The organism is Phaeobacter sp. JH20_34 (assembly GCF_048056095.1).
Classification (GTDB): domain Bacteria; phylum Pseudomonadota; class Alphaproteobacteria; order Rhodobacterales; family Rhodobacteraceae; genus Phaeobacter; species Phaeobacter bryozoorum.
The window spans coordinates 26652-38604 of sequence record NZ_JAYMWT010000007.1; the positions used below are offsets into that span (position 1 = coordinate 26652).

General features: G+C 59.0%; 11 protein-coding genes and 2 pseudogenes. 3 read left to right on the forward strand and 10 right to left on the reverse strand.

The window, feature by feature from the left end; genetic code table 11:
- Positions 1-499 precede the first annotated feature (499 nt).
- The 4 genes and pseudogenes from VWZ81_RS07870 to VWZ81_RS07885 form a co-directional block, all read right to left on the reverse strand.
- Positions 500-968, reverse strand: a pseudogene (locus tag VWZ81_RS07870) (transposase); the annotation flags it as partial.
- A gap of 807 nt (positions 969-1775) precedes the next feature.
- Entirely contained in the window at positions 1776-2267 is a 492-nt protein-coding gene (locus VWZ81_RS07875) for a GNAT family N-acetyltransferase (protein WP_416539937.1), read from the reverse strand.
- Positions 2268-2336: 69 nt separating this feature from the next.
- Positions 2337-3169 (reverse strand): annotated as a pseudogene (locus VWZ81_RS07880) (IS5 family transposase).
- Between the two features lie 63 nt (positions 3170-3232).
- Positions 3233-3544: an ETC complex I subunit gene (locus VWZ81_RS07885; protein WP_416536713.1), complete on the reverse strand. Its 312-nt coding sequence runs from the start codon at positions 3542-3544 to the stop codon at positions 3233-3235.
- 228 nt (positions 3545-3772) lie between these two features.
- Here VWZ81_RS07885 and uvrB point away from each other — a divergent pair, with 228 nt between their 5' ends.
- The gene (gene uvrB / locus VWZ81_RS07890) at positions 3773-5971 is read left to right on the forward strand and encodes an excinuclease ABC subunit UvrB (protein ID WP_416542908.1); all 2199 of its coding nucleotides are present in this window, start codon (positions 3773-3775) and stop codon (positions 5969-5971) included.
- Between the two features lie 125 nt (positions 5972-6096).
- Here the strand turns inward: uvrB and VWZ81_RS07895 are convergent, their stop codons facing one another.
- A complete protein-coding gene (locus VWZ81_RS07895; RefSeq protein ID WP_340547281.1) occupies positions 6097-6402 on the reverse strand; it encodes a hypothetical protein in 306 nt (101 codons plus the stop codon).
- A 149-nt stretch (positions 6403-6551) separates the two neighbouring features.
- Here VWZ81_RS07895 and VWZ81_RS07900 point away from each other — a divergent pair, with 149 nt between their 5' ends.
- Positions 6552-6737: a PLD nuclease N-terminal domain-containing protein gene (locus VWZ81_RS07900; RefSeq protein ID WP_340547282.1), complete on the forward strand. Its 186-nt coding sequence runs from the start codon at positions 6552-6554 to the stop codon at positions 6735-6737.
- Positions 6738-6891: 154 nt separating this feature from the next.
- Here VWZ81_RS07900 and VWZ81_RS07905 read toward each other — a convergent pair whose 3' ends face one another.
- The 3 genes from VWZ81_RS07905 to VWZ81_RS07915 all read right to left on the reverse strand — a co-directional run bounded on the left by VWZ81_RS07905 (position 6892) and on the right by VWZ81_RS07915 (position 8091).
- On the reverse strand, positions 6892-7158 hold the full coding sequence (locus VWZ81_RS07905) for a zf-TFIIB domain-containing protein (RefSeq protein ID WP_340547283.1): 267 nt from the start codon (positions 7156-7158) through the stop codon (positions 6892-6894).
- Positions 7159-7265: 107 nt separating this feature from the next.
- Positions 7266-7673 carry a universal stress protein gene (locus VWZ81_RS07910; protein WP_260098957.1) on the reverse strand — a complete coding sequence of 136 codons (408 nt, stop codon included), beginning with the start codon at positions 7671-7673 and terminating at the stop codon, positions 7266-7268.
- A gap of 100 nt (positions 7674-7773) precedes the next feature.
- Entirely contained in the window at positions 7774-8091 is a 318-nt protein-coding gene (locus VWZ81_RS07915) for an antibiotic biosynthesis monooxygenase family protein (protein WP_061049879.1), read from the reverse strand.
- 146 nt (positions 8092-8237) lie between these two features.
- On the opposite strand from VWZ81_RS07915, the gene VWZ81_RS07920 reads away from it, so the two are divergent.
- On the forward strand, positions 8238-8966 hold the full coding sequence (locus VWZ81_RS07920) for a hypothetical protein (protein WP_416542909.1): 729 nt from the start codon (positions 8238-8240) through the stop codon (positions 8964-8966).
- Positions 8967-8982: 16 nt separating this feature from the next.
- On the opposite strand, the gene VWZ81_RS07925 is transcribed toward VWZ81_RS07920, so the two are convergent.
- On the reverse strand, positions 8983-11268 hold the full coding sequence (locus tag VWZ81_RS07925; protein WP_416542910.1) for a glycosyl hydrolase family 28-related protein: 2286 nt from the start codon (positions 11266-11268) through the stop codon (positions 8983-8985).
- Positions 11269-11415: 147 nt separating this feature from the next.
- Positions 11416-11829, reverse strand: coding sequence for a DUF4864 domain-containing protein (locus VWZ81_RS07930; RefSeq protein ID WP_416536711.1), 414 nt, complete (start codon positions 11827-11829; stop codon positions 11416-11418).
- Positions 11830-11953 lie beyond the last annotated feature (124 nt).

Genomic DNA, 11953 nt, shown 5'->3' on the forward strand with positions numbered 1-11953 from the left:
GTCAGATCTGATGGGCAAAATTCACCCGTAGCCCTCCGCAGGCATGTCGGAGCGCCCGGGCCGCCATCGGCTGACCTCGGAGATTATAGATATATTGGTTTCGTGCCCTGATCGTTTCCGAATTGAATGATCGTTCAACTCACTATTTCTGGTGAGTTTTTCGACACTCCTTGGTTTCGGCAAAAGCTGGCCCATTGACGTCGGGACATGAGCGAAGTTGTGCGGACAGTTGCAAGGGCCGCAGAACCGCGCAGAACGGCGAATTGACAGGTGACCGCCGTTCCGCTGATCGAATCAATCATAGGTAGCACACCTGACGCCCGCAGCATGGCCCCGCCCCCAGCCCTGCCGCGCCACGACCGGGCCACAACCGGGCCAGAACGCCGGTAACCGGGCCGCAGGCCTCCGCTGCCATTGGGAGGGGGCTGATTTGGGCCGCCGGATAAGCTCTGTTGCACAAATCGTGTGAAGGGGGCGCTTCCCCTTTCCCCGGACGGACTTACCCTACGGGCACTGTGACGGGTATGCCAAGGGCGGTGTAGCGGTTTAGAACCGCGATCCGGATTTGGTGTCCAGCGACCTGTCGGTCGAAGTCTCGTGAGGCGATGCGTACGCCGAAGGATTTCAGACATCGCATCTTTGCCTCGATCCGACTTCGGGCATGATAGCCGGTCCATCGCTTCCAGATGGCCCGCCCGAGGTGCCGGGTGGCGCGCAGGATCCCGTTGCGGGCCGTTGCGGCCGGACAGTCTTCCTTCCAAAGGCGCTCGTTCTTGCGGATAGGGATGACGGCGGCGGCGCCTCGATCCAGGATGGCCGTATGGCAGCGGCGCGTGTCGTAGGCGCCATCCCTTGCCCGGCAGTGCATGTCTACATGCACGAGAAGGCGGTCACGGTGCAGATCTGTTCCTCTGGCGGCACTGGCTCAGAAGTTCGGGCAGGGCCGAACTGTCGCCTTTGTCGCTGGAAGGGTTTTGTTGCACAAATCATCTGAGGGACCAACTGCTCATGCCCGTCAGCTACCACTCTGGATTCAAACAGTGAATCCCTCAGATGATTTGTGCAACAAAGCCGTGACAACCTCAAATCAATGCCTATTAAATGAAGGCAAAGTGACCCTGTTTTTTCTACTTTTCACCCTCGTGCAGAATGAGATAAAGTAAATACACTGGACCACCCAGAAGCATGCTATTCACACCCAACCTCAATCCAACAAGCATGTCCCTATCCGGTAACCAAAATTTCAAAACAACACAAATCAAATAAAGACTCAGAAAAGGTTTGAATTTTTCACTTTTCACAGGGCATCTCTCGCCAATCTAAATTTCAAATACATCAATTTCTGCATGCCAATATTCAGAATTTCCTCAAGAACTAATTATATTAGAAAAACGACCTCAACTTCACCTGAGGAATTTTCCCCTAACTAACCGCCTAACAGGCCGACCCTCGACGCCAAAAATTTGATATACTCCAAAAAACACCCACATTTGTTCAGCTATTATAAAAGTGGAACCTAGTAAATACGGAGATATAGGTATGACACATATCGCAATTACAATCCTCGCCACATCATTATTTACCGAAACATACCCCGCAATAATTGACTCCACCACCATCAACATTAAGATTACCAGAGATGATATTAAGTGTATAAGGCCGGCGCCGACTATAACGTTTCCGTCATCAATTTTTGAGATGCAAAAACTATACAGCTTTTTCACCCGAGATCTCCTAAAAATGAGTAGTAACAAACCCTCAGCGCCAAAGAAAATTCAAACAAAACGCGCATAACTCCCCCCGGTCAATTCATACCCCAATCTTACCGCCAGCTTATGCGCCCGTGGCAGATCAACACCGGACGTTATATGCAGCGATACTTCGCGTGCGTTCTGGGCTTTGGCCCAGCGATGGAGACCTTGAATCAGCGCAAGTGCGATACGGCCTCCGCCGAGGGAGCTGCGGACACGGCGCGACACCGCGATGGTGTTGATGGACGCAATTCGGACATCTGTTCCGATATGAAATTCCCCAACGGTGCAAGCCGCCAACCCGACAGGTACTTCCCCTTTCAGGGCTAGCAGTACGATCTGCGGCGCCCCATCCACCAAAGCCCGCTGTACCAGCTTTCGCACTTTATCCTCGCTGAAAGGAATGTCCCGGTAGCGGCTCTCTTCATGCGCCTCTTGCGCGATCCTAGCGATCGCGGGGATATCATCATCACTGCTTACGACACGATAAGTAAGTTCTCGGGAGAATTTATTCATATCCGCTCAACCATTATGCATAAGCTTTTGCCACGGCTACCTTCCGTTATTGCATCTTTCAAGTAACCATCACCCAACCGCGATAAAAAACTGGCTCACGCCCCATAGCTGAGAAATGACGAGTGCTGCGAAGGCGATGGCTGAGAGGAAGACCTTGGGACAGCGATCATAGCGTGTCGCCACGCGCTGCCAGTCCTTAAGCCTGCCGAACATGATCTCGATGCGGTTGCGTCGTTTGTATCGGTGCTTGTCGTATTTGACCGGGATCTGCTGCCGCTTCCGGCCAGGGATGCAGGCGCGTATCCCTTTGTCTTACAACGCTTCTCGGAACCAGTCAGCGTCATAGCCGCGGTCCCCGAGCAGCCATTTGACGTTCGGCAGGGCGCGGAGCAACGCCCGCGCGCCGATGTAGTCGCTGACCTGCCCAGCGGTGACGAACAGGCTGAGCGGTCGCCCGTGGCTGTCACAGATGGCATGCAGTTTGGTATCCATGCCGCCCTTGGTGCGACCGATCAGGCGCCCACGCCCCCTTTCGTCGGGGAATTGATCCACTGGATCAATTCCTGACCCTCCTTAATTCGCGGCCATGCTGGTCGCTGTGCGGTGGGCTTTGAGATAGGTAGCGTCAATCATCACGGTCTGTTCTTCGCTGTGCCCGGCGGCCTGGCTCGCCATCATCCGCGCGAAGAGCCTTTCTCGCTCCAGCGCTTCCAGCGGCTGTAGAGAGTCTTATGCGGGCCATAGGCTGCAGGGGCATCGCGCCCCCTTAACCCATTGCGGTTGATGAAGATAATCCCGCTCAAAACCCGCTTGTCATCAACCCGAGGCTTACCATGCGACTTCGGAAAGAAGGGTTTAAGACGCGCCATCTGGGCATCGGTCAGCCAGAAAAGATCAGACATATCACCGCTCCGTTTTCGGAACCGTGAATCACGCGTTGCAGCGGAAATCAATGCATCCTGACTCTAGTGCGTCCAGGGGGCGCGACGGTTGGTGGCGAAGTTTTCGCCGTAGCCGCCCGCCCGGATGTTGGCCTTGCGGGTCTTTGGTTCGGTCACGATGGCGTCGATGCCATTGGCCTCGGCGTATTCCAGCGCCGCTTCCTTGGTGTCGAACCGCAGGCGGACCTGGCTTTGGGTGTCATGTGAGGAGGTCCAGCCCATCAGCGGATCCACTTCCCGCGCGCTGGAGGGCACGAAATCCAGGACCCATTTGCGGGTCTTGGCCATACCGGAGGTCATGGCATTCTTGGCTGGCCGATAAATCCGCGCTCGCATGGGATATCTCCTCTCAGATCTCTGCCCCCTATATGCGCTGAACCCTGATCACGGGCAAGGTGGCAAATGCCGCAGATTGCACGGGTTTGGCAGGAAAAACCGGGATTCCCACCCTCAGCGACCGGCATTTTGCGCCGCTGCGAAGCCATCGTCGGGCGCGGGGTGGAAAAAGCCCCTTGAATAAGAACAAAAACAGACCAATCTCTGCCCCTAGCAGGAGAGAGCCATATGCCATACGCCCATTCCGACAAATCCATGCCGATGATGGCCGACCGCGCGCCGCAGCAGCGTCCCAAGCTGGAAGGCGGGCGGAAATTTGTCATGCACACCGAGTTCGATCCCGCGGGCGACCAGCCCACCGCCATCAAGGAACTCTCCGAAGGTGTGCTGGAGGGCGAGCGCAATCAGGTGCTGCTGGGCGCCACCGGCACCGGCAAGACCTTTACCATGGCGAAGGTGATCGAGGAGACCCAGCGCCCGGCCATTATCCTTGCCCCAAACAAGACGCTGGCAGCGCAATTATACGGCGAATTCAAAGGCTTCTTTCCCGAAAACTCGGTCGAATACTTCGTCTCCTTCTACGACTATTACCAGCCGGAGGCCTATGTCGCGCGCTCTGACACCTATATCGAGAAGGAAAGCCAGATCAACGAACAGATCGACCGGATGCGCCACTCAGCGACCCGTGCACTGCTGGAACGGGACGATGTGATCATCATCGCGTCGGTCTCCTGCATCTACGGCATCGGTTCGGTCGAGACCTATTCGGCGATGACGCAGGACCTGAAGGTCGGCGACGAATATGACCAGCGGCAGGTGATGGCCGATCTGGTTGCCCAGCAGTACAAGCGCAACGATCAGGCGTTTCAGCGCGGCTCCTTCCGGGTGCGCGGCGATTCGCTGGAGATTTTCCCGGCCCACCTTGAGGATCGCGCCTGGCGGCTATCCTTCTTTGGCGAGGAGCTGGAAGGCATCACCGAATTCGACCCGCTCACCGGGGAAAAGACCGGCAGCTTCGACCAGATCCGGGTCTATGCGAATTCGCATTACGTGACGCCGAAGCCAACGCTGAAACAGGCGGTGATCTCGATCAAGGAAGAGCTGAAAATGCGGCTCGACCAGCTGGTTGGTGAGGGCAAGCTGCTGGAGGCGCAGCGGCTGGAACAGCGCACCAATTTTGACATTGAAATGCTGGAGGCCACCGGCCATTGCAACGGGATCGAGAATTATTCGCGCTATCTGACGGGCCGCGCGCCGGGCGAGCCGCCGCCGACCCTGTTTGAATTCATCCCCGACAATGCCATTGTTTTTGCGGATGAATCCCATGTCTCCGTGCCGCAGATCGGCGGCATGTACAAAGGCGACCATAGGCGCAAATTCACCCTCGCGGAACATGGTTTCCGCCTGCCATCGTGCATGGACAACCGTCCCCTCAAATTCGAGGAATGGGACGCGATGCGCCCGCAGTCGGTGTTTGTTTCCGCCACGCCCTCGGCCTGGGAAATCGAACAGTCCGGCGGCGTCTTTGCCGAGCAGGTGATCCGCCCCACCGGCCTTCTGGATCCGCAGGTGGAGATCCGACCGGTCTCGATGCAGGTGGATGATCTGCTGGACGAGGTGCGCCGTGTCACCGCCGATGGGTTCCGCACCCTTGTGACCACGCTGACCAAACGCATGGCCGAGGACCTGACCGAATACCTGCACGAACAGGGCATCAAGGTGCGCTACATGCACTCCGACATCGACACGCTGGAGCGGATCGAGATCCTGCGCGATCTGCGGCTTGGCGCTTTTGACGTGCTCATTGGCATCAACCTGTTGCGCGAAGGTCTGGATATCCCCGAATGCGGATTGGTCGCGATTCTCGATGCCGACAAGGAGGGTTTCCTGCGCTCGGAGACCTCGCTGATCCAGACCATTGGCCGCGCCGCGCGGAACGCCGAGGGCCGCGTCATCATGTATGCCGATCGGATCACCGGCTCGATGGAGCGCGCGCTTGGTGAGACCAACCGCCGCCGTGACAAGCAGATCGCCTATAACCTTGAACATGGCATCACGCCTGCGACGGTGAAAAAGAACGTCGAGGATGTGCTGGCCGGTCTTTATGCGGGCGATGTGGATATGAACCGCGTGACCGCAACCCTCGACAAACCGATGCACGGCGCCAATCTGGAGGCCCATCTGGCCGGGCTGCGCGAACAGATGCACAAGGCGGCGGAGAACCTGGAGTTCGAGGAGGCAGCCCGGCTGCGCGACGAGGTCAAACGGCTGGAAGCGGTGGATCTGGCGATTTCCGACGATCCGCTGGCGCGGCAGTCCGCCGTCGAAGCCGCATCGGAGGCGGCGGTCAAATCACGGGGCCGGTCCACTGCGGGCAAGGCCGGGACACGGGCCTATCGCGGCAAATCGCAGAAGAAATTTTCATAGGTGCCCACCGTTGCGGCGCGGCCTCGGCCCGGTCCGCAGCACCGGGGACCGGATAGGGGTCCAAAACGAAAATACCCCCCGCAAATGCGGGGGGCAGTGAATGCCGGGTCACAGGCGGACTGGCATTAGTTGGATTCGGCGGCAACTTCGTCAGCAGCGTCTTCCGGCGGGGTCACTTTCAGACCGGGCACCGAGATTTCGGCTTCTTCCATGGTCACATCAACGTCGGGAACCTTTACGGTGGCGGTTTCCTCGGTGATGGAGACGGAACCGACTTCGGCGTCAAATTTCGGCAGGTTGCCACCTTCGACGCTGACATCCACGTCAGGCAGGCTTGCCTCTTCGGTCTGGTCGACGTCGACCATGTAGATGCCGACCGCAATGGCGATTACAGCAACAATACCCATAATAATTCCGGTAGCGGTTTTCATAGCGTGGTTCCTTTCAGATTGCGATACATCTCAGTGATGGTTCGAGAAGCAAACAATCCACCTCACAAAAAGGTTCCCAAAAATTTTAGCGGAACCTTTTTGGCGTCTGAAAGGTTGAGCAGACAGAACAAAATTGATGGAGAGAGAAAATGGGTTACAGTCTTCTTGGTCTGCTTATTCTTATCGCTGACCTCTACGCGATCTATCAGGTCCTGACATCCGGCGCATCGACCGCAGCCAAGGTGATCTGGACCCTTGTTATCCTGGTCCTGCCGGTGATCGGCCTGATCGCATGGCTGATCGCAGGCCCACGCGGCAGCAAAGCTCATATCTAACAGGGCGTTAGATAATGCCCCGGCAGCCAGATCATGGCGCCGGGGCATATTTTTATCTGCACTAAGTGGTGCGGCAGGCTGCCCGCGCATCTCACCAGACAGCTATGAACAAACCGCCCTTATTTACAAAAGGCGGTTTTCTGCATTTTTTAGATCAGAAATCAAACAGGTCCTCAAGAAAGCCACCCCGTTTTTTCTTGTAGCGCTTTTCCGAATAATGCCGGTCTGAATCGCGTTTTTCAGGGCGATAACTGTCCTGCTGCCGGGGCTGCGGCTGCGGCGCTGGCTGGCTGGACCGTTCGATGATTTTATCCAATTCACCGCGATCAAGCCAAACACCCCGGCATTGCGGACAATAGTCGATTTCCACACCGGCCCGGTCGGTCATTACCAGCTGGGCGCCATCAATTGGACATTGCATCGTTTTCTCCTCGCTAAACCTGATTGCAATCCAAGTGGGGTCGGCTGCCGCGCGGGACAAGCCTGTCGGCGACGAATTGCTGGCCTCGCGTCAAAAAACCGCAAGTCTCAGCGCACGACATGCACCGCACAGGCCGCGTGGCGCACCACCTGCGTGGCGGTCGATCCCAGCAGCAGGTCCTGCATCCCCGGCCGGTGCGAGGCGATGATGATCAGGTCGGGTGCGTTCTGTTCGGCCCAGTCCAGAATCGAACGACCGGAATGGCCATCAATCAGCAGCCCGGTCGCGTTGGGCAATGTCTGGGCCAGACCGTCCAGCTCAGCCTGAAGCGCCTTGCGGGTGCCCTCCAGATAATCGACCGGCATATAGGAAATCGCATAAGCCGGCACCTGTTCGACCACATGCAGAAGGGTGATCCGGGCCTCTGGCGTGGCCAGCAGCCCCGCCAGCTTTAGCGGGGCGCTCACATCGCGGTCGGGATCAAACGAAATCGGGACAAGAATATTATGATACATTTGCGGTCTCCTCTGTCTGCGGCACCCCCATCATGAGGCCGCGCCCACCGGCCTGCCTTGATCGAGATCAGCCGCGTACAACAGGGAAACGCACCAGAGATCAAAAGGTTGCGGCAACCTCATACATCACCGGTTCAAAACTGCGACAAAGCTCGTTGATCTTGCGATTGCGGTTGCGCATCTCGGTGCTGCGCAGCATGGCCATAAAATCCTCCCGCCGCCGCCACTGCGAATAATTGGCGATCCGCGTCTGGGCGTCATTCACATGCAGCCCGGCAGAGATAAAGCCCGGCTGATGCGAAATGAACTCCGCATAGGCTTCGGTCAGAGCATCCAGCAGATCCTGACAGGTGCCCGGCGTCATCTCAAAGGTGGTGATCACGGTTTGGGTTTCGGTATTGGTCGCTATCGTCGGCATGGCTTCCTCCGTTGTCCATCTCCAGCCTACGCCGGTTTGAGGAAATCCGGCAGAGGTTTTTGCCCGCCCCGGCAGGATCGCCGATCCTTGTCCAACAGACGCAGAAAAAGAGTGGTCAAAAATAAAATCAACTTTAAAGTGTTTTTATGCTGCACGGGTTCCTACGCTTACTGGCTGTCCTTGCCCTCTGCCTGATGCCGCTGGCCTCGGTTTCCGCCGGGGCGTGGTTGCAGCAGGAGGGTCAGGGGTTCAGCGCGACCAGCCTGACGCTGCGCCGCGACCTTGCCGCGCTGAAAGGGCTGAGCGAGGGGCAGCGCCTGCCGGCAGAGATCGGATTTTACGGGGAATTTGGCCTGCATCCGCGCTGGACGCTCGGCGCCGATCTGAATGTCAGCCGCGGCAGCTCCGCCCATGCGCTGCTGTTTCTGCGCCACCCCCTACCCCGTTTGGGACAGGCAAATACCGCGGTGGAGCTGGCGCTGGGGGCCAATCAGAGCAGCGGGGTCTGGGCGCCGATGCAGCGGATCACCCTGTCCTATGGGCGCGGGTTCGACATCGCGCTGAAAGGCAGGCCGCTGTCGGGTTGGATCGCTCTGGATCTGGGTCATGAATGGCGCAGCAAGGGGCGGCAGCAGACCTGGAAACTGGATGCCACGCTGGGGCTGAACCGCCCCGGCAAGCTGGCGCCGCTGCTGCAGGTGGAAACCAGCAGGACAGCGGGCGCGCCGCTGTCCTTTTCCATCACCTCCAGCCTGCGGCTGCCACTGGCAAAGCGGTTCGGAAAGAGCGCGCCGGAGCTGGTGATCGGTCTCCAGCACAAGCGCGCCGAAACACGCGCGCTGGGGATCAAACTGGCGATCTGGCACCGGTTCTGACCCCCAGCGCTGCGGATCACCTGTCCACACGCACCGTTACCTGCACCGTGCCGCGCACCGCCTCCGGCCAGACCAGCTGGACCTGATCGCGACGGCTGCCGACGCGCAGCTTGGCATAGGGCATGGCATGGCGATCGGCGCCGCCGCCGAGCTCTACCGGGCCAATGGCGACGACGCTGTCGATGCCCCGTGCCTGACCGCGAAATGGCAGCGCATCCTGAGTGTCGACGGTCCAGGTCGTGGCCGCGCTGCCCTGCACATGTTCAATCCTGAGCGGGTTGGCCACCGCGGTTGAGACGTTGTGATAGGTGTTGCCCTCGTAGAAGATATCCCTGGTGCGGCTGAAATCGAGGTCGGAGAAGCTGGTATCGACCCGCTCTGCCCGGTCGATGGTGCCGTTGATGGAGCGGAATTTATTCCCCGACACGGTCATCCCGTTCAGAAAATGGCCGCTGCCATAAGGCTTTACCACGATGTAGCTGAACCAGGGGGCGACATCGCCGGACAGGAACACATTGTCGGTGATCGACAGGGCGCTGAAGGAGAAGCCGCTGGTGAAATCGGGGCGGGCATCGCGTTCATTGGTCCATTCGACAAAACAATTGTCGATGTAATTGTCCGACACGGTCGAGGCGCAATTGGTGCTGGTCAGGATCAGACCGGCGGTGCGGCTGCCATCGGCAACGGTATCGCCCTGAAAGAAGTGATTGCCGGTCACCGTCTGGTTCTGGCCACCCAGCAATGCGAAATGGCGGAACTTGGTGGCGCGATTGTTGCGCAGCTTGGCATCATTGGCGTTAACGTTCAGCGCGATGGATTGCCGGGCGCCGACATTCAGCGGCTCTTCATCGGACAGGAACTGGCAATTGTCGATCAGGATACCCTGACAGCCGGATCCGATGGAGGTGATGCCGCGGTTTCGTGGCCGCGAGATAAAGCAGTGGTCCAGGCTGAACACGGTGCCGGCCGGGGCCAGACGAATGCCGCTACAGCGCCCGTCGCACTGAATCTCGACCTCGGTCATGCCGAATTTACTGAGCGCGCTGAAGCCGCTGAAATCCAACATGTATTTGAAGTCGCGAAAGGTGTATTGCTGGGTGCCCACCGCATCATAAAGCGGCGCGGTCAGGGTCAGTTCGCCCGCGCCCACGTTCTTGTCCCGGACGTAGATTTCGCGCCCGACGCCGCTGCCTTCGACAAGCGCGCCAACGGGAATATTGGCGATATTGGCGACATTTGTCAGCTTACGGGATGCGCTGGTGCTATAGGTTGCCTGAGCGGTGATGGTATCGGTGTCCCAGGCGGCATTGGCGGCAGCCTCCAGCTGGCCGTTGCGGATCACCCGGCGGGTCGCGTAGCTGGTCTTGTTGGGGACCGCCGCCTGCATATCGACGGGTCCGCGCAGGGTGACCTTGCGCCCGCACAGATCCAGCGATTCATGATCGGCATTGTTCAACAGCGCCTGAAACGCCTTCTTGAAGCCCAGTTCCTCATCCCCGAAAGCCGCGGCATAGCTGGGGAAATCGAAATTGCGGGTCAGCAGCAGCATCCGGCTGGTGGGCATGCGGACGGTGCCTTCAAACTGGACCTCATGGTTCATCGACACGGTGCTGCCAAGGTAGAATTCCCCCGCAGGGACCAGCACACGACGGCCGGCGCCCGCGGCATCAGCCGCCTCAAAGGCGGCGGTATTGTCGGTGCTGCCATCACCGATTGCGCCATAGTCGGTCACATCCACCAGGCTGATCATATTGCGCAGGAAGACTCCGGTGACATCGCGTACCTCGATATCATCGACCCGCACCACGCCGCCATTTGGCCCGATCAGATCCAGCCCCACATGGGCAAAGCGCCCCTCAAGCCCCCAGGCCATATCGACGCCATTGCGGCTGCCGGTGCCGATAATGGCCGATATCTCAACCACTTTTCCGTAGGTCGACAGGCTGGTGCCCGCCCCGGTCTCGACCACGCCGCCCAGATGACCGCCGCCCGACTGCCCGGCCCAGGCCGCGATGCGAACGGTTGGCAGGGCACCGCTGACCGCCTTTACCCGCGCGGTGACCTGCAAATAGCAGCCCGGCGTCAGCATGGTGCGGGTCATATTGCGCAGTTTCTGCACCGAAGCGGTCTTTTGCAGTTCCAGACAGCCGCCAAAATCGGCGTCCGCCGCGACAAAGGCCGCATTGGCTGCGCCCTGATAGGTGTCCGATCCCGGTGTGCCATTGCCGCTGGACCAGTTGTTGAGCCCCTCGGCAAAGGCCGGGGGCATCAGCTCTACGCCGTCAGTGATCGCTATGTTCATCAGTCACCCTTTCTAATACCGCCGTTTCCGGCTGATCAGGCCGCAGCCCGGTTCACTCAGGGAAAGGGTTGTAAAGGACGGGGTTTAACGCGCCCTCAGAGGGGCGTTCGCAGGGTATGCACCGGGGGGGGAGAATCAGGCGATGGATCAGGTCGCGGGCGCATCCTCCGTCAGCAGCTGAACGGCGTTGATCTTCCAGCCGGCCGGGGTCTCAACCATCTGATAATCCAGAAGATGTACCCGCCCCTCGGGATCGGTGATCATCACCCGCTGCCACAGGCCACCGGCCACGGTGCGCAGCCCCAGATAGCGCACCTCATCCGGTTGCCAGACCATCGGGTAGCCCGACTGCACCATCTGTGCAAATCGCTCGGAATTGCCGAACAGCCCCTGAATCATCGGCGACGCATGGGCAAAGGCGGCCTCGGAATCACGCCTGAGAAAGGCGGCGATCTGATCTGCGATCACCCCGGTTATCGCGCTATCGCGCCCCTCGGCGGCGCCCGGAACCGGCAGCGACAACAGGGCGACAGAAACACTCATCAACAAAAACTTGCGCATGGCAGATCTCCTCTGATGCCCCTGTCAGCTAGCCCCGGCGCGGGCGCGGTCAATCACCGCTGCCTGTTTTGCCGCGCCGCTGCGCCCTGCGCGAAACAAAAAAAGGCGCCCGTTACAGGCGCCC

What these genes read in the sequence shown, in the direction of transcription:
- VWZ81_RS07875 (WP_416539937.1), bottom strand. Translation starts at nt 2,267, where the DNA reads ATGAATAAATTCTCCCGAGAACTTACTTATCGTGTCGTAAGCAGTGAT.
- VWZ81_RS07885 (WP_416536713.1), bottom strand. Translation starts at nt 3,544, where the DNA reads ATGCGAGCGCGGATTTATCGGCCAGCCAAGAATGCCATGACCTCCGGT.
- uvrB (WP_416542908.1), top strand. Translation starts at nt 3,773, where the DNA reads ATGCCATACGCCCATTCCGACAAATCCATGCCGATGATGGCCGACCGC.
- VWZ81_RS07895 (WP_340547281.1), bottom strand. Translation starts at nt 6,402, where the DNA reads ATGAAAACCGCTACCGGAATTATTATGGGTATTGTTGCTGTAATCGCC.
- VWZ81_RS07900 (WP_340547282.1), top strand. Translation starts at nt 6,552, where the DNA reads ATGGGTTACAGTCTTCTTGGTCTGCTTATTCTTATCGCTGACCTCTAC.
- VWZ81_RS07905 (WP_340547283.1), bottom strand. Translation starts at nt 7,158, where the DNA reads ATGCAATGTCCAATTGATGGCGCCCAGCTGGTAATGACCGACCGGGCC.
- VWZ81_RS07910 (WP_260098957.1), bottom strand. Translation starts at nt 7,673, where the DNA reads ATGTATCATAATATTCTTGTCCCGATTTCGTTTGATCCCGACCGCGAT.
- VWZ81_RS07915 (WP_061049879.1), bottom strand. Translation starts at nt 8,091, where the DNA reads ATGCCGACGATAGCGACCAATACCGAAACCCAAACCGTGATCACCACC.
- VWZ81_RS07920 (WP_416542909.1), top strand. Translation starts at nt 8,238, where the DNA reads ATGCTGCACGGGTTCCTACGCTTACTGGCTGTCCTTGCCCTCTGCCTG.
- VWZ81_RS07925 (WP_416542910.1), bottom strand. Translation starts at nt 11,268, where the DNA reads ATGAACATAGCGATCACTGACGGCGTAGAGCTGATGCCCCCGGCCTTT.
- VWZ81_RS07930 (WP_416536711.1), bottom strand. Translation starts at nt 11,829, where the DNA reads ATGCGCAAGTTTTTGTTGATGAGTGTTTCTGTCGCCCTGTTGTCGCTG.